Annotated in this window: 14 protein-coding genes; 7 read left to right on the top strand and 7 right to left on the bottom strand. The window is 64.0% G+C overall.

What is annotated here, in order from left to right:
* Positions 1–116 precede the first annotated feature (116 nt).
* A complete protein-coding gene (locus ACQ7JA_RS22080) occupies positions 117–572 on the top strand; it encodes a fasciclin domain-containing protein (RefSeq protein WP_430901759.1) in 456 nt (151 codons plus the stop codon).
* A 98-nt stretch (positions 573–670) separates the two neighbouring features.
* Entirely contained in the window at positions 671–2,725 is a 2,055-nt protein-coding gene (locus ACQ7JA_RS22075; RefSeq protein WP_430901757.1) for a prolyl oligopeptidase family serine peptidase, read from the top strand.
* A 121-nt stretch (positions 2,726–2,846) separates the two neighbouring features.
* Here the strand turns inward: ACQ7JA_RS22075 and ACQ7JA_RS22070 are convergent, their stop codons facing one another.
* The 7 genes from ACQ7JA_RS22070 to recA form a co-directional block, all read right to left on the bottom strand.
* Positions 2,847–3,398, bottom strand: a complete 552-nt coding sequence (locus ACQ7JA_RS22070) for a calcium-binding protein (protein WP_430901755.1) — start codon at positions 3,396–3,398, stop codon at positions 2,847–2,849.
* 144 nt (positions 3,399–3,542) lie between these two features.
* Positions 3,543–4,022, bottom strand: coding sequence for a pilin (locus tag ACQ7JA_RS22065; protein ID WP_430901834.1), 480 nt, complete (start codon positions 4,020–4,022; stop codon positions 3,543–3,545).
* A 331-nt stretch (positions 4,023–4,353) separates the two neighbouring features.
* A complete protein-coding gene (gene sucD / locus ACQ7JA_RS22060; RefSeq protein ID WP_159700715.1) occupies positions 4,354–5,235 on the bottom strand; it encodes a succinate--CoA ligase subunit alpha in 882 nt (293 codons plus the stop codon).
* A gap of 18 nt (positions 5,236–5,253) precedes the next feature.
* Positions 5,254–6,423, bottom strand: coding sequence for an ADP-forming succinate--CoA ligase subunit beta (gene sucC, locus ACQ7JA_RS22055; RefSeq protein ID WP_430901753.1), 1,170 nt, complete (start codon positions 6,421–6,423; stop codon positions 5,254–5,256).
* Positions 6,424–6,493: 70 nt separating this feature from the next.
* Complete coding sequence (locus ACQ7JA_RS22050; RefSeq protein ID WP_430901751.1) at positions 6,494–7,057, bottom strand: DUF2889 domain-containing protein; 564 nt, start codon at positions 7,055–7,057, stop codon at positions 6,494–6,496.
* A gap of 763 nt (positions 7,058–7,820) precedes the next feature.
* Complete coding sequence (recX, locus tag ACQ7JA_RS22045) at positions 7,821–8,279, bottom strand: recombination regulator RecX (protein WP_430901749.1); 459 nt, start codon at positions 8,277–8,279, stop codon at positions 7,821–7,823.
* Positions 8,280–8,325: 46 nt separating this feature from the next.
* Positions 8,326–9,414 carry a recombinase RecA gene (gene recA / locus ACQ7JA_RS22040; protein ID WP_430901747.1) on the bottom strand — a complete coding sequence of 363 codons (1,089 nt, stop codon included), beginning with the start codon at positions 9,412–9,414 and terminating at the stop codon, positions 8,326–8,328.
* Between the two features lie 182 nt (positions 9,415–9,596).
* Here recA and ACQ7JA_RS22035 point away from each other — a divergent pair, with 182 nt between their 5' ends.
* The 5 genes from ACQ7JA_RS22035 to ACQ7JA_RS22015 all read left to right on the top strand — a co-directional run bounded on the left by ACQ7JA_RS22035 (position 9,597) and on the right by ACQ7JA_RS22015 (position 16,319).
* A complete protein-coding gene (locus ACQ7JA_RS22035; protein ID WP_430901745.1) occupies positions 9,597–10,298 on the top strand; it encodes a response regulator in 702 nt (233 codons plus the stop codon).
* A complete protein-coding gene (locus tag ACQ7JA_RS22030) occupies positions 10,295–11,854 on the top strand; it encodes a sensor histidine kinase (RefSeq protein ID WP_430901743.1) in 1,560 nt (519 codons plus the stop codon). Before ACQ7JA_RS22035 ends, ACQ7JA_RS22030 begins: the two co-directional genes overlap by 4 nt.
* Positions 11,844–12,140 carry a DUF4212 domain-containing protein gene (locus tag ACQ7JA_RS22025; protein WP_430901741.1) on the top strand — a complete coding sequence of 99 codons (297 nt, stop codon included), beginning with the start codon at positions 11,844–11,846 and terminating at the stop codon, positions 12,138–12,140. The genes ACQ7JA_RS22030 and ACQ7JA_RS22025 overlap by 11 nt, the downstream gene beginning before the upstream one ends.
* The gene (locus ACQ7JA_RS22020) at positions 12,137–14,197 is read left to right on the top strand and encodes a sodium:solute symporter family protein (protein WP_430901739.1); all 2,061 of its coding nucleotides are present in this window, start codon (positions 12,137–12,139) and stop codon (positions 14,195–14,197) included. The genes ACQ7JA_RS22025 and ACQ7JA_RS22020 overlap by 4 nt, the downstream gene beginning before the upstream one ends.
* 109 nt (positions 14,198–14,306) lie before the next feature.
* Positions 14,307–16,319 carry a prolyl oligopeptidase family serine peptidase gene (locus ACQ7JA_RS22015; RefSeq protein WP_430901737.1) on the top strand — a complete coding sequence of 671 codons (2,013 nt, stop codon included), beginning with the start codon at positions 14,307–14,309 and terminating at the stop codon, positions 16,317–16,319.
* Positions 16,320–16,350: the final 31 nt, after the last annotated feature.

The following is a 16,350-nucleotide window of genomic DNA, read 5'->3' as shown; positions in this document are numbered from 1 at the left end:
TGTGTTGAACCTTATTTGTTCGCAATTATAGAGTCAAACATTAGACAAAAGTCTATTCATTTTCTATAGTGCTTCTCGCAACCCGGCTTTTCATCCACCTATCTCAGGAGCACACCATGAAAAAGTTTCTCGCTGCACTTCCCTTCGCATTCGCCGTCAGCGCCGTCCAGGCAGCGGACATCGTCGACACCGCCAAGTCGGCCGGTTCCTTCAACACCCTGGTCACCGCTGTCCAGGCAGCGGGTCTCGTTGATACCCTGAAAGGTCCGGGCCCCTTCACCGTGTTCGCGCCGACCGACGCGGCCTTCGCGAAAATCCCGAAGGCCAAGCTCGATGCGCTGCTGAAGGACAAGGCAGCCCTGACCAAGGTGCTGACGTACCACGTGGTGCCGGGCAAGGTGATGGCGGCGGACGTCAAGCCGGGCATGGTCAAGACGGTCGAGGGTAGTTCCGTCACGGTCAAGGCCGCTGGCGGCAAGGTCATGGTCGACAAGGCAACCGTCACCAAGACCGATATCGCAGCGGACAACGGTGTCATCCACGTGATCGACACCGTCATCATGCCGAAGTAAAGCGCCGCAGCAGGCGCATCCTCCGGTTGCCCGGCATGGTAAATTGCCGGGCTACGGACAGGGCATCCGGCCCTGGACGGCATGAACAAGAGGATGCAATGAGATTTCGCCTGCTGACAATCGCGGCCGCAACCCTGGCCGCCACCACCGCGATGGCCGCGCCGCGCGGCTTCACCGTGGAAGACCTGGTCAACATGGAACGGGCGGGCAGCCCGGCCGTGTCGCCCGATGCAAGCCGCGTCGTCTATACCGTGCGCAGCACGGACATGGCCAAGAACCGCGGCCATACCGAACTGTGGATGGTCGACCTCAAGGCTGCCAAGTCAGCGCCGCAGCAGCTGACCAAGCATGGCTCGAGCAGCACTGAACCGGAATGGTCGCCGCGCGGCGATGCCGTCTACTTCCTGTCGACCCGGTCGGGCTCCTCGCAGGTGTGGCGCTTGAGCGCCGCCGGCGGCGAGCCGGTGCAGGTGACGAACCTGCCGCTCGACGTCGAGAGCTTCCGCGTGTCGCCCCAGGGCGACCGCCTGGCGCTGAGCCTGTCCGTATTCCGCGACTGCGCCGACCTGGCCTGCACCAAGTCCCGCCTCGATGCGAAGGAAAAGGACAAGGCCACCGGCAAGCTGTACGACCGCCTCTTCGTGCGCCACTGGGACACCTGGAACGACGGTCGCAACAATGTGCTGTTCTCGGCCGCGCTCGACGCGAACGGCCGTGTGAGCGGTGCGCCGGTTTCCCTGTCCGGCTCCCTGGATGGCGACGTGCCGTCGAAACCCTTCGGCGACCGCGAGGAATTCCGCTTCAGCCCGGACGGCAAGCGCATCGTGTTCGCGGCGCGCATTGCGGGCAAGACCGAAGCCTGGTCGACCAACTTCGACCTGTACACCGTGCCGGCCGCTGGCGGCGCCGCGCCGCGCAACCTCACGCCCGAGAATCCGGCCTGGGACACCAAGGGCGTGTTCTCGCCTGACGGGCGCACCCTCGCCTACCTGGCAATGTCACGCCCGGGCTTCGAGGCCGACCGCTTCCAGATCATGCTGATGGATGTCGCGACCGGCCAAAAGCGCAAGCTGGCGGCGGACTGGGACCGCTCGGCGGGCAGCCTGCAGTGGCGCGCCGACGGCAAGGCGCTGGTCGTCGATGCCGAGGATATCGGCCAGCATCGCCTGTTCTCCATTGAGGTCGCAAACGGCAAGGTGACGCCGCTGACCGACAAGGGCGCGATCGGCGCCTTCGACCTGCGCGGCGATACGCTCGCCTACACCCAGGCCAACCTGGCCTCCGGCGCGCAGCTGTTCTCGATGAAGCTGGGCGCCAAGCCCGTGCAGTTGACCACGCTGAACGCGGAACGCCTGGCGGACGTCCGCTGGGGCGAATACGAGCAGTTCAGCTTCAAGGGCGCGAACGGCGATACCGTCTACGGCCACGTGATGAAGCCCTGGAATGCGGAACCGGGCAAGAAGTACCCGGTCGCCTTCCTGGTGCACGGCGGACCGCAGGGCAGTTTCGGAAATGGCTGGAGCTACCGCTGGAATCCGCAGGTGTATGCGGGCGCCGGCTATGCCACCGTGTTCATCGACTTCCACGGATCGACCGGCTATGGCCAGAAGTTCACGGATTCGATCAGCGGCGACTGGGGCGGCAAGCCTCTGGAGGATCTGCAAAAAGGCCTGGATGCGGCGGTGCAGAAATTCCCCTGGCTGGACCGCGGCCGCAGCTGCGCGCTGGGCGCCTCCTACGGCGGCTACATGATGAACTGGATCGCGGGGAACTGGAACGACGGTTTCCGCTGCCTGGTCAACCATGACGGCGTGTTCGACAGCCGCGGCATGGCCTATTCGACCGAGGAACAGTGGTTCACCGACTGGGAAAACGGCGGCGCCTATTTCGCCGTGCCGCAGAACCACGAGAAGTTCAATCCGGTCCACCACGTGAACAAGTGGAAGACCCCGATGCTGGTAATCCAGGGCGACCTCGATTTCCGCATCCCGACGGCGCAGGCCTTGGGGACCTTCACGGCGCTGCAGCGCAAGGGCATCGAGAGCCAGCTGCTGGTGTTCCCGGACGAGAACCACTGGGTGCTCAAGCCGGCCAATTCGGTGCAGTGGCACTACACCGTGATGAAGTGGCTGGATCGCCACCTGAAACAGTAATTATTGGCTCATCAGTAAATGTGCATTGAACTATGAAAAAGAGACCGCACAAGCGGTCTCTTTTTTTAATCGGCGATAATAATTAGGCTAGCCGTCCAAATCACAAGCCCGATATCTAACGTTATAAAACGGACTCATACTCCGATATTCCAATAATTTCAATGAAGCTAACGCTGGACAGCGCGGCTCGGTTTGAAAGCGTACTAGCTTCTGAGGCCAATACGGTACTTCCATTCTCAAACACGATCTGTTCGATCTGATACGGATACAACCCAGCGCTGAAGCCCTGAGTGAACCATTTCTGGATCGTGATCTGATCGCTTGCCAATGCGTTCGATGGGTCGGTGACATCGATCACCAGCGAATCGCCAACCCGGCTGTACACCAGGTCGCTCTGGCTGATGCCAGCGCCAAAGACCAGCTTGTCGGAGGATCCGCCATGATCGAGGAGCGTGTCGATGCCGTCGCCACGGTTGAACATGAAGGTATCAGCAGCCTGGCCAGCAGTAATCGTATCGTTGCCAGTACCGCCAATGATCGTGTTCGCCAATCCGGAGCTATTGGTGCTGTCGGCCTTGATCGTATCGTTCCCGCTTCCGCCTTCGACCGTATTGCGTGCACCGAAGGCGAACGTTATGGTGTCGTTGCCGTCACCACCGCGCAGCACGTTCACGCCGCTACCGTTGTCGCTGATCGAATAGGGATCGTATTTTGATGAGTATGATCACTCATCTGTCAATGGCAAAAAAAGAGACCGCTAATGCGGTCTCTTTTTATTCCCTGCATTTTTACAGGTTAGCTGAATTTTGCAAATCGATTATGCGTCGTCAGCTGGCTGGGTCGCGACGCAACCTGCCGGGGTGTATTTCGTGTCGCTAGCCGGGAAGCCGCTGGTCACGCAGGTGTAGATGCCTTTGGTCGAGCGGTGAAGGGCAATGGTCGGCGCGGAACCGATACGGCCCGGGCTGGCAATGGTGCAAGTCAGGACGGCGGTGTTGGCACCAGGAACTGCGGCGGCGATGGTGGTGCAGTTACCCGTCTTGTTCGGCAGACCGGCCTTGGCCAGGTATTCGGTTGCAGTCGAAGCAGTACCTTCGACAACAGCCATTTCGAAGCCAGTCTTGCCGGCAGCGATGTCAGCGTAAGCAGCGGCGCCCTTCGACTTGGCGATGTAGTCCTGGTATGCCGGGATGGCGACAGCTGCCAGGATACCGATGATCGCGACGACGATCATCAGTTCGATCAGGGTGAAGCCGCCTTGGGCTTTCTTAGCTTGCAGTTGTTGTTTGAAGTTCATTTTCATCTCTCCAGGTTTGGTGTTACAGGTTGTTGGGGTTACTGCTTGTTGCCACGCTTTCTTATATGCAATCAGCGTGCCAGCCCCCAAAATGCTGATTTTATTAATGCGGAGATAAGAAATCGGCGTGCCAGCGCAAGTTTTGGCTTGAGCAGTGACAAATTTTGTCACCGGAGCTCAGCAATATTTGTCAGCTCGATGGTTCTTGTAACGCAATTTGTCATGTATTGAAGAAATATTGGCATACCAAGTCATGCCAGCACGTCTGCCGGGCGAAAAAAAAAACGGGGAGCTTGCGCTCCCCGTCTTCGTCAAACTTGAACAGCCCGGATTACAGCATCGCTTTCAGCAGGCGAGCCATTTCCGACGGGTTCTTGGTGACCTTAATGCCGCAGGCTTCCATGATTTCCAGCTTGGCTTGCGCGGTGTCGGCGCCGCCCGAGATCAGCGCGCCGGCGTGGCCCATGCGCTTGCCCGGAGGCGCGGTAACGCCAGCGATGAAGCCGACGACCGGCTTCTTCATGTTGTCCTTGATCCACTGAGCGGCGTTCGCCTCGTCCGGACCGCCGATCTCGCCGATCATGATGACCGCGTCGGTGTCAGGATCGTCGTTGAACATGCGCATTACGTCGATGTGCTTCAGGCCGTTGATCGGGTCGCCGCCGATACCGACTGCCGACGACTGGCCCAGGCCCAGGGCGGTCAGCTGGCCGACTGCTTCATAGGTCAGGGTGCCCGAGCGCGACACGACGCCGATACGGCCCTTGCGGTGGATGTGACCAGGCATGATGCCGATCTTGATCTCGTCCGGGGTGATCAGGCCTGGGCAGTTCGGGCCCAGCAGCAGGGTCTTCGAGCCGGCCTTGGCCATGCGGTCCTTGACTTCCATCATGTCACGGACAGGGATGCCTTCGGTAATGCAGATTGCCAGGTCGAGCTCGGCTTCGACGGCTTCCCAGATCGCGGCGGCAGCGCCTGCCGGCGGGACGTAAATCACCGACACGGTTGCGCCGGTTTCCGACTTGGCTTCCTTGACCGATGCGTAGATCGGGATGCCTTCGAAGTCTTCGCCGGCTTTCTTCGGGTTCACGCCTGCCACGAAGGCTTCACGGCCGTTCGCGTAGTCGCGGCACATGCGGGTGTGGAACTGGCCGGTCTTGCCGGTGATACCTTGGGTGATGACTTTGGTGTCTTTATTAATCAGAATGGACATGTTGTATTCCTTCGCGAATTAGGCTTGGCCAGCGGCAGCGGCAACGACCTGCTTCGCTGCGTCTTCCATGGTGTCTGCGGAAATGATCGGCAGGCCCGAATCAGCCAGCATCTTCTTGCCCAGGTCTTCGTTGGTGCCCTTCATGCGGACGACCAGCGGCACCTGCAGCGACACAGCCTTCGATGCGGTGATGACGCCTTCGGCGATCACGTCGCAGCGCATGATGCCGCCGAAGATGTTGACCAGGATGGCCTTCAGGCCCGGGTTCTTCAGCATGATCTTGAATGCTTCGGTCACTTTCTCTGCAGTCGCGCCACCGCCGACGTCGAGGAAGTTGGCCGGCTCGCCGCCGAACAGCTTGATGGTGTCCATGGTGGCCATGGCCAGGCCGGCGCCGTTCACCAGGCAGCCGATGTTGCCGTCGAGCGAGATGTAAGCCAGGTCGAACTTCGAGGCTTCGACTTCAGCCGGATCTTCTTCGTCCAGGTCGCGGTAGGCGACGATTTCCGGGTGACGGAACAGGGCGTTCGAGTCGAAGTTGAACTTGGCGTCCAGGGCGATGACCTTGCCCGAACCGGTCAGGATCAGCGGGTTGATTTCGGCCAGCGATGCATCGGTTTCCCAGTAGGCTTTGTACAGGCCTTGCAGGTTGGTGCGGGCGTCGACGATCGACGCTTCCGGCACGCCGATCTTGCGAGCGACGTCGTCGGCTTGCTCATCGGTCAGGCCGATCGACGGTTCGATCACGACGTTGTGGATTTTTTCCGGGTTGCTGTGCGCGACTTCTTCGATGTCCATGCCGCCTTCCGACGAGGCCATCAGCACGACCTTCTGGGTGACGCGGTCGGTGACCAGCGAGACGTACAGTTCTTTCTTGATGTCGGCGCCTTCTTCGATCAGCAGGCGGCGGACTTTCTGGCCTTCCGGGCTGGTCTGGTGCGTGATGAGCTGCATGCCCATGATCTGGTCGGCGTATTCCTTGACCTGTTCCAGCGACTTGGCGACCTTGACGCCGCCGCCTTTACCACGGCCACCGGCATGGATCTGCGCCTTGACGACCCAGACCGGGCCGCCCAGCTCTTCAGCGGCCTTGACGGCCTCTTCCACATTCATGCACGGAATGCCGCGCGGAACGGTCACTCCGAATTTTCGGAGGATCTCTTTGCCCTGATACTCATGGATTTTCATGCTGGCTTCCCTTCTTCTATTACTGAATTAGAAATACGGTTGAATTACAAAAAATGACAAACAGCGAATCCTAACCCGACACGGCTTTGATCGACCAGCGGGGATAGTAGGTGGCCACGGCCGGTCCGTCGCTGCGCAGCGCATGGCAACGGTCGAGCTCGAAGGGCCGTTTGGCCGAGTTGTCGTCGGCGCCGTCGCGGGTTTCGAACTCCTCGTCGGCAAAGGCCTGCAGCGCTGCGGTGGGCAGCACCTGGGCCAATTCGGTCAGATGGGTGCAGCCGAGCACGCCGGACAGGCGGTCTTTCAGGTGCAGCCGGAAATGGTTCATCAACGACAGGCCGATCAGCTTTTTGTAAGCAGGGCCGATCGCCTCGCAGAAACCGGGATAGGGAACCGCGTCGGACGCAGCTTCCGCATCCACGATGGTCAGATTGCGGTCGATGGTGACGCGCAGCTTGAGGTCGTGCACGGGCAGGCCGCCCGGGCGAATGCCCGAGCCGAGCTCGATGTCACGGGTTTTGACGTCGCGGATACTGGCGTCCAGATCCCACAGGCCATCGTCGCGCGCAAAGGCTTCGACAGTGATGGCGCGCGTATGCCGGAGCGAGCGCGATACGGGAGGAGACAGGGGCATAAAAACCAATGCCGCTTGCGCGGCGGTTAGTGGTGCAGCCAGTGTGCTTCATGCACGTTGCCGTAGCTTCTACGACAACAACCGCTCATGCGGCGCTGCTTAAACCGTGAAAGTTTAGCACAGGGTCTTACCGGTTGCACTGCAACAGAAGCGTTTTTGCCGCGTTGCAGCGTATTCACGATGGGTTTCTTGCTGAGTGGGCAATATTGCGTCTGGCTAGACGGGTTGCTTGGGTGGCCGGACCAATTGATGAGTTTGAAGGGTGCCGGACAAGTGTTACCTATGTCCCGAGACGGGTGTTACCCATGTCGCTAGACGGGTGTTACCTATGCTTCTGGAAAGCCGTCATTCCGCGGCCACCACGTCGTCCGACCAATGTCGGTAGGGTGGGCGGTCCTCCGCCCACGCGTTCAACTCACGGATGCGACGGGCAAGGCCCTGCCATTTGAACGCGTGGGCAAAGGATTGCCCACCCTACGAGAAGCGGAGTCGCGGCCCGGGGGCGCGATGGGTCGGTATCGGGCGGGGGGCTACGAAAGGTCAACAGACAAGCGCCAGCGTGCAGCGCCATCGCCCGTTGAGGAATATGCCTGGGCATATCGGGAATGACGCTCCACGCTGGCGCCGGAGCTGCGCTGCCCGAGCGGGAGCGCGAGAATGAGGGTGATATGGACAGGCCTGCGGCCGCGCCTGGCATATCGTCGGAGCAAGCCTGGGGCCAGGCCGGCTCGTCAGGGACAGCAGGCTCGAACTACAAACCTGCCTACAGCTCGTCGTCGTCGGGAGCGCCCTGCATTGCGATCCGGGCAGCGCGTTGGGAGAAGCCACGCTGCAGCAGGAAACGCATCTGCTTGGCACGCTCGGCCGCATCGGCGGCGACGGTGCCGAACTTGCGCCGCCACACTTCGATGGCGCGCGTCGTTTCGCTGTCGGCGAGCTCGGCCTTGATCTCGGCCAGTGCTTCGCCGGTAACGCCATGGCTTTGGAGCTCGGCCATGACGCGGCTGTTACCGAAACGGCCCGCCTTCCTGTTGATCAGGGATTCGGCGAACCTTTCCTGCGACAGCCAGTTGTTCTTTTCAAGGAAATCGAGGAGGGCTTCCACATCATCGCCCTCCTCGGCATAACGGGCCAGCTTACGGCCCAGCTCGAGCCGGCTGTGTTCGCGCATCGAGAGGAAACGAAGCGCGCGTCCTTTCAGGCTGAGCTGGGGTGCTGGCATGTGCTACTGATACTCCAGGCGGTCCGGCGTTTTAGCGACCCGGCGATTACTCGCCGACTGCCTTCAGGTTCGGCTTGCCGCCGTCCTTGCCGCCGTCTTCAGCAGCGACCGGCGGCAGTTCGCGCACGCCCAGGGCGACACGGACCTTGTTCTCGATTTCGCGTGCCAGTGCCGGACGCTCTTTCAGGAACAGGCGGGCGTTGTCCTTGCCCTGGCCGATACGTTCGCCGTTGTAGGAGTACCAGGAGCCCGACTTCTCGACGATCTTGTTGTCGGCGCCCAGATCCAGGATTTCGCCTTCGCGCGAGGTGCCTTCTCCGTACAGGATGTCGAAGTGGGCTTCCTTGAACGGCGGCGCGATCTTGTTCTTGACGACCTTGACCTTGGTTTCGTTACCGATCACCTCGTCACCCGACTTGATCGAACCGGTACGGCGGATGTCCATGCGCACGGAGGCGTAGAACTTCAGCGCGTTACCGCCGGTCGTGGTTTCCGGGCTGCCGAACATCACACCGATCTTCATACGGATCTGGTTGATGAAGATGACCAGGGTGTTGGTACGGTTGATCGAGCCGGTCAGCTTGCGCAGCGCCTGGGACATCAGGCGTGCCTGCAGGCCCGGCAGCGAGTCGCCCATGTCGCCTTCGATCTCGGCGCGCGGGGTCAGCGCCGCCACCGAGTCGATGACCACGAGGTCGACCGAACCCGAACGCACCAGGGCGTCGGTGATTTCGAGGGCTTGCTCGCCGGTGTCCGGCTGCGAGATCAGCAGGTCGCCCAGGTTGATGCCCAGCTTTTGCGCGTAGGTCACGTCGAGCGCGTGCTCGGCGTCGATGAAGGCGCAGGTGCCGCCGAGCTTTTGCATCTGGGCGATGGTCTGCAGGGTCAGGGTGGTTTTACCCGACGATTCCGGACCGTAGATTTCGACGATACGGCCGCGCGGCAGGCCACCGACGCCGAGCGCGATGTCCAGGCCCAGCGAGCCGGTGGAAACAGTCTGCACTTCCTCGACCGGTGCGCTGGTGTCCATGCGCATGACCGAGCCCTTGCCGAACTGCTTTTCAATCTGCGCCAGGGCGGCTGCGAGTGCCTTGCCCTTTTCAGCGACGTTTAATGCGGTTTTTTTGTCGTCCATGGTGTACTTTCAGCTGTGGAGTAGGCAAGGTAGGGGCGCTACCACGCAAATCAAGAGTTACTACTGTATATAAATCCAGTAGTTTAGGCAAGCGAAAAATGGCGGTGTGGTAGGCTCGCATTGTTGCGATAAATCAAACACAATAGGGGCCGTTCTGGTCTAAATGTTCTACCGAGGTCCCCATGCGAATTTTGCTCGCCGAAGATGATAGCGTACTTGCCGATGGATTAACGCGGTCGCTGCGCCAGTCCGGCTACGCCATCGATTGCGTCAAGAACGGCCAGGATGCCGACACGGCCCTGTCCACCCAGGAGTTCGACCTCCTCATCCTCGATCTCGGCCTGCCCAAGCTGTCCGGCCTGGAAGTGCTGCGCCGCCTGCGCGCCCGCTCCTCGCTCCTGCCGGTGCTGATCCTCACCGCCGCCGATTCGGTCGAGCAGCGCGTCGAAGGCCTGGACCTGGGCGCCGACGACTACATGGCCAAGCCCTTCGCCCTGTCCGAGCTGGAGGCGCGGGTGCGCGCCCTCACCCGCCGCGGCGCCGGCGGCGGCCCCACTGTCGTGAAACACGGACCGCTGGTCTACGACCAGGTCGGCCGCAGCGCCTATATCAACGACCAGATGCTCGACCTGTCGGCGCGCGAGCTCGGCCTGCTGGAAGTGCTGCTGGCGCGCACCGGACGCCTGGTCTCGAAGGAGCAGCTGGTCGACCACCTGTGCGAATGGGGCGAGGAAGTCTCGAACAACGCCATCGAGGTCTACGTGCACCGCCTGCGCAAGAAGATCGAGGTCGGCGGCGTGCGCATCGCCACCGTGCGCGGCCTTGGCTACTGCCTCGAAAAATACTCGGATACCCCGCGCACTCCTACGCCAGAGAGCAAGTGAACGATCGCGACGCCGGGCTGGAAGCCGGTCCTCCGGAGCCGCCGCAGCAGGCCGCTCCCCTCTACGTCCCGCCCAATCCCGAGCCGGACGAGAACATCCGCCACTCGCTGTTCGGCGAGATCCTCGACTGGATGCTGGCGCCGCTGCTGCTGCTGTGGCCGATGAGCATCGCCATCACCTACCTGGTGGCGAAGTCGATCGCCAACCAGCCCTTCGACGACGCCCTCGAAGACCGCGTGACCGTGCTGTCGCAGCAGATCCGCACCGTGTCCGGCAAGCCCGTGGTGCAGCTGCCCGGCAGCGCGCGCGACGTGCTTCGCGCCGACGACGTCGACAGCGTCTACTTCCAGATCAGCGGCCCGGCCGGACTGCACCTGGACGGCGACCGCGACCTGCCGCGCCCGCGCGCCGGCAGCAGCGACGACCAGGCGCGCGGCGGCGCCGTCTCCTTCCGCAACGACAGCATCCACGGCACGCCGGTGCGGGTCGCCTATTCCTATGTGAACCTGGACCCGCTGCGCGAGCCCGGCAAGGGCGCGGAGCCCGAGCTGGCCCTGGTGCAGGTGGCCGAGACCCTGGACAAGCGTGCCCACCTGGCCAACGAGATCATCAAGGGCGTGATCCTGCCCCAGTTCATCATCCTGCCGGTGATCCTGGCCCTGGTCTGGTTCGCCCTCTCGCGCGGCCTGTCTCCGCTGGCCGAGCTGCAGCAACGCATCCGCGCCCGGCCCCAGGACGACCTGTCGCCGATCGATCCGCGCCAGGTGCCGGAAGAGATCTCGCCGCTGGTCGGCTCCTTCAACGACATGCTCGAACGCCTGGCCCAGACCGTGGAGATGCAGAAGCGCTTCATCGCCGACGCCGCCCACCAGATGAAGACGCCGCTGGCCGGCATGCGCATGCAGTCCGAGCTGGCCCTGCGCCAGGTCGACCCCGGCGAGATCCACCGCTCGCTCGAGCAGCTGGCCACGAGTTCGGAATCGGCCACCCGCCTGGTCAACCAGCTGCTGGCGCTCGCGCGCGCCGAGAACCAGCCGCACGCCGGCCTGGCCTTCGAGGAGATCGACCTGGCCCAGCTGGCGCGCGCCACCGTGCAGGACTGGGTGCAGGCCTCGTTTGCCGCCCAGATCGACCTTGGCCTCGAACTGCCCGAAGAACCGCAGGACAAGCCGCTGCCGATCGCCGGCAACGCCCTGATGCTGCGCGAACTGCTGTCGAACCTGATCGACAACGCGCTGCGCTACACGCCCTCCGGTGGCAGCGTGACGGTGCGGGTGCGGCGCGACGGCGAGCAGGCCCTGCTCGAGGTCGAGGACACCGGTCCCGGCATCGCCCCCACCGAGCGCGCCCACGTGTTCGAGCGCTTCTACCGCATTCTCGGCACGAATGTGCAGGGCAGCGGCCTGGGGCTGGCCATCGTGCGCGAGATCGCCCAGCAGCACGGGGCCGAGATCGACATCTTCAACAACCCGCGCAGCCATTCCAAGAAGTACCCCGGGAGCCTGTTCCGCCTGACCTTCCCGCCCCCCGTCCAGGAACCCCTCGATGCCGACTGATTCCAACCACGCGCGCCTGCTGGCCGCCCGCGCCGCCCACTGGGAGCGCACGCGGCGCATGACCCTGGTCCTGCTGGTCCTGTGGCTGCTCACCTGCTTCGGCACCATCTTCTTCGCGCGCGAACTGTCGCATTTGTCCGTGTTCGGCTGGCCGCTGTCCTTCTACATGGCGGCCCAGGGCGCCTCGCTGGTGTCGCTGGCCGTGATCGCCTTCTATGCCTGGCGCATGCGGGTGCTGGACCGCCGCCACCTGGACCTGCCGGGCTCGAACAGGGAGGATGCGTGAGCGCGAAGAAGCCGCCCTACTTCCGCAAGCTGTCGCGCTACTACCTCTGGTACACCGGCTGCTTCGCGCTGTTCCTGGTGGCGCTGGCCCTGCTCGAGCAGGAAGGCATGCCGCGCCTGTGGATCGGCTACGTCTTCATGTTCGCCACCATCGCCCTGTACGCCACCATCGGCGTGATCGCGCGCACCTCCAACGTCACCGAATACTACGTGGCCGGACGCCGGGTGCCGGCCCTGTTCAACGGCATGGCCACGGCCGCCGACTGGATCTCGGCGGCCAGCTTCATCAGCCTGGCCGGCGGCCTGTACCTGTACGGCTTCGACAGCCTCGCCTACATCATGGGCTGGACCGGAGGCTACGTGCTGGTGGCCCTGCTCATCGCGCCCTACCTGCGTAAATTCGCGCAGTACACCATCCCCGACTTCCTGGCGGCGCGCTACGGCGGCGGGGCAGGCGGACGCGGCGGACCGGTGCGCGCGCTCGCGGTCGGCGCCACCATCGTGGTCTCCTTCACCTATGTGGTGGCGCAGATCTACGCGGTCGGCCTGATCGCCTCGCGCTTCACCGGGGTCGACTTCTCGGTCGGCATCTTCCTGGGCCTGGCCAGCATCCTGGTGTGCTCCTTCCTGGGCGGCATGCGCGGCATCACCTGGACCCAGGTGGCGCAGTACATCATCCTGCTGGTCGCCTTCCTGATTCCGACGATCTGGCTGTCGGCCAAGCACGCCGACAACCCAGTGCCGCAGGTGGCCTACGGCTCGCTCCTGCCCAAGCTGGCGCAGCGCGAAGCGCAGCTGGCCAGGGACCCGCGCGAAGAACAGGTGCGCGCCGAATTCCGGCGCCGCGCCGACGAGTACACCCAGCGCATCGCGGCGCTGCCGGCCTCCTGGGAAGCGGGCAAGCTGGAAGCCCAGCGCGCCCTGGCCGAGGTCCGGGCCCGCAACGCCTCGCTGGGCGAGGTGCGCCAGGCCGAGCGCGACCTGAACACCTACCCGGGTTCGCTGGACGAGGCGCGCACGGTGTGGCAGGAACAGCGCGACGCCAACCTGGCGCGGGCGCGTCCACCCGAACCGCACGCCACGCCCTTCCCCGGCGCCACCGAAGCGGAATCGGACAAGCGCCGCAACAACTTCCTGGCCGTGGTGTTCTGCCTGATGTTTGGCACCGCCGCCCTGCCCCACATCCTGATGCGCGCCTACACCACGCCTTCGGTCAACGAGACCCGGGTATCGGTGTTCTGGACCCTGTTCTTCATCCTCTTGATCTACCTGACCATTCCGGCGCTGGCCGTGCTGGCCAAGTACGACATCTATACCTCGCTGGTGGGCAGTGATTATTCTTCCCTGCCGACCTGGATTTCCTACTGGGCCAGCGTGGACAAGGTCAGTCCCCTGATCCAGGTGACCGACATCAACGGCGACGGCATCGTGCAGCTGGCGGAACTCGCGATCGACGCCGACGTGCTGGTGCTGGCCACGCCGGAGATCGGCGGCCTGCCCTATGTGATCTCGGGGCTGGTCGCGGCCGGCGGCCTGGCGGCGGCGCTGTCCACGGCGGACGGCCTGCTGCTGGCGATCTCCAACGCGCTCTCGCACGACGTCTACTACAAGATGGTCGACCCGGGCGCCTCGACCCAGAAGCGGGTGACGATCTCCAAGCTCCTGCTGCTGGCGGTGGCCTTCATCGCGGCCTATGCGGCGTCTCAAAGGCCGGCCGACATCTTGTCGCTGGTCGGCGCGGCGTTCTCGCTGGCCGGTTCCACGCTGTTCCCCGTGCTGGTGCTGGGCGTGTTCTGGAAGCGCGCCAACCACACCGGGGCGATCGCCGGCATGGTGACTGGCCTGATGGTCTGCCTGTGGTACATGCTGCGCGCCAGCCCCACCCTGGGCGGCAGCCTGGACGCGTCCTGGCTGGGCATCCAGCCGCTGGCGGCGGGCGTGTTCGGGGTGCCGGCCGGCCTGCTGGCGACCGTCGCAGGCAGCCTGCTCAGCGCTCCGCCGAGCCAGGCGAACCTGGGCATGGTCGACTACATCCGCGCGCCGGAACAGGAATCCTGAGCGGCAGGCATGCGTGCGGCATGAAAGCATGCCGCGCCATTCTATCGGCGCCGCATTGCTGATATCGTGATGCCGCCTACCTGGCTCACCACGATTAACACAAGCCGATATGACGTCCATTCTTGCCCGTTCGCTGCATGCCGCAGCCATCCTCACCCTGCTCGCCGCGCCCGCGGTCCATGCCCAGGCCCAGGCGCCGGTGCCGGTCGAAGCCTTCTTTTCCAACCCCTTGCTGCAAAATGCGACGCTGTCGCCGAGCGGGCGCTACCTGGCCGCGATCTCTGGCGCGCCGGGCCGGCGCGACGCGCTGGTCGTGGTCGACCTGCAGGACCAGAAACCGCGCGTCGTCGCCAGCTACAAGGACGTCGACATCCTCGAATTCCAATGGGTGAACGACGATCGCCTGCTGTTCAACGTCAGCGACAAGCAGGTCGGCGAAGGCGGGCGCTTCCTGGCCAGCGGCCTGTACGCGGTTAACCGCGATGGTTCGGCGATGCGCCAGCTGGCGGACCGCCGTTCGCCCGTTGAGACCAACGAATCGGGCAGCCGCATCAACCGGCGCATCCTGCCCTGGAACACCGAGATGTTGAGCCAGCACGGCGCCCAGGACTCGAACTGGGTCTATGTCACCGCCCCCGAATGGAACCAGCTCGGCGAGCTGCGCACCGTCGGCCTGCTGCACCTCGATACGGTGACCGGCCAGACCAGACCGGTCAAGCGCCCTGGCGACGTCGACACCTGGCTGCTCGACAATGCCGGCGAGCCGCGCATGGCTACCCGAAACGAAGGCGGCAAGACCACCATCCATTACCGCGACCCGGCCAGCGAGGAATGGCGCACGGTCGCCCAGTTCAATACCTACGGCGGCAGCCGTGGCGCTTTCACACCGGTCGGCTTCGGCCCTGACGGCACCCTGTTCGTGCTGGCGCAGGCGGGCAGGGACACCGCCTCACTGCACACCTTCGACCTGGCTGCGGGCAAGCTCGATCCACAGCCGCTCGTGGCCACCCGCGGCTACGACTTCACCGGCGGCCTGGTGAGCAGGCGCGGCAAGGTGCTGGGCGTCCTGTTCGAAACCGACGCCTACGCCAACATCTGGTTCGACAAGGAGATGCAGGCCGTCCAGGGAGCCGTCGACAAGCAGCTGCCGGGCACCGTCAACACCATCACGGCGCCCTCGCGGGCGGATGCGCAGTGGGTGCTGGTGCGCTCGTATTCGGACACGCGTCCGGACTACTACCGGGTCTACAACCCGAAGACCGGCGCCTTGATCCCGATCGGGGCGAGCCGCGCGGGCATCGACCCGGCCCGCGCGGCGCGGCAGGAGCCGGTGCGCTACAAGGCGCGCGACGGCCGCGAGATCCCGGCCCTGCTGACCATCCCGGCCGGCGGCGCGAGGAAGAACCTGCCGCTGGTGATGCTTGTGCACGGCGGTCCTTATGTCCGCGGCAACCATTGGGGCTGGAATGGCGAAACCCAGTTCCTGGCCTCGCGCGGCTACGCGGTGCTGGAGCCGGACTACCGCGGCAGCATCGGCTACGGCCAGGCCCATTACCGCGCCGGCTGGAAACAGTGGGGCCTGGCGATGCAGGACGATATCGCCGACGGCGCGCGCTGGGCGATCGCCCAGGGCTACGCCGACCCGAAGCGCATCTGCATCGCGGGCGGCAGCTATGGCGGCTATGCGGCGCTGATGGGCCTCGTCAAGGATCCGGACCTGTACAAGTGCGCGGTCAACTACCTCGGCGTCACCGACATCAACCTGCTCTACGACGGCCACTGGAGCTTCAAGTCCGACCTGCAGGACGACTGGCGCATCCACGGCATGCCGCTGCTGGTGGGCGACCAGGTCAAGGACGCGGCCCAGCTCAAGGCGACGTCGCCGATCGAGCAGGCGGCGCGCATCACCCAGCCGGTGCTGATGGCCTACGGCGCCTCGGACCGCCGCGTGCCGCTCTACCACGGCAACAAGTTCCGCGACGCGGTGGCGAGCCACAACAAGGGGGTGGAATGGGTGGTCTATCCCGAGGAAGGACATGGCTGGTCGCAGCTGTCGACCCGGGTGGACTTCTGGGGACGGGTGGAGAAGTTCCTGGACAAGCACATTGGCGCCGCACGCTAGCCCGTTTCGTAGGGTGGGCGGTCCTCCGCCC

It is taken from the genome of Massilia sp. BKSP1R2A-1, assembly GCF_050586525.1.
In the GTDB taxonomy this organism is placed as follows: domain Bacteria; phylum Pseudomonadota; class Gammaproteobacteria; order Burkholderiales; family Burkholderiaceae_D; genus Telluria.
Note: the sequence above shows the minus strand (reverse complement) of the source record. Positions and strands in the feature narration are given on the sequence as shown.

Excerpts from the sequence above, each read along its gene's own strand:
- ACQ7JA_RS22080 (WP_430901759.1), top strand. The coding sequence starts at position 117 with ATGAAAAAGTTTCTCGCTGCACTTCCCTTCGCATTCGCCGTCAGCGCC.
- ACQ7JA_RS22075 (WP_430901757.1), top strand. The coding sequence starts at position 671 with ATGAGATTTCGCCTGCTGACAATCGCGGCCGCAACCCTGGCCGCCACC.
- ACQ7JA_RS22065 (WP_430901834.1), bottom strand. The coding sequence starts at position 4,022 with ATGAACTTCAAACAACAACTGCAAGCTAAGAAAGCCCAAGGCGGCTTC.
- sucD (WP_159700715.1), bottom strand. The coding sequence starts at position 5,235 with ATGTCCATTCTGATTAATAAAGACACCAAAGTCATCACCCAAGGTATC.
- sucC (WP_430901753.1), bottom strand. The coding sequence starts at position 6,423 with ATGAAAATCCATGAGTATCAGGGCAAAGAGATCCTCCGAAAATTCGGA.
- ACQ7JA_RS22050 (WP_430901751.1), bottom strand. The coding sequence starts at position 7,057 with ATGCCCCTGTCTCCTCCCGTATCGCGCTCGCTCCGGCATACGCGCGCC.
- recX (WP_430901749.1), bottom strand. The coding sequence starts at position 8,279 with ATGCCAGCACCCCAGCTCAGCCTGAAAGGACGCGCGCTTCGTTTCCTC.
- recA (WP_430901747.1), bottom strand. The coding sequence starts at position 9,414 with ATGGACGACAAAAAAACCGCATTAAACGTCGCTGAAAAGGGCAAGGCA.
- ACQ7JA_RS22035 (WP_430901745.1), top strand. The coding sequence starts at position 9,597 with ATGCGAATTTTGCTCGCCGAAGATGATAGCGTACTTGCCGATGGATTA.
- ACQ7JA_RS22025 (WP_430901741.1), top strand. The coding sequence starts at position 11,844 with ATGCCGACTGATTCCAACCACGCGCGCCTGCTGGCCGCCCGCGCCGCC.
- ACQ7JA_RS22015 (WP_430901737.1), top strand. The coding sequence starts at position 14,307 with ATGACGTCCATTCTTGCCCGTTCGCTGCATGCCGCAGCCATCCTCACC.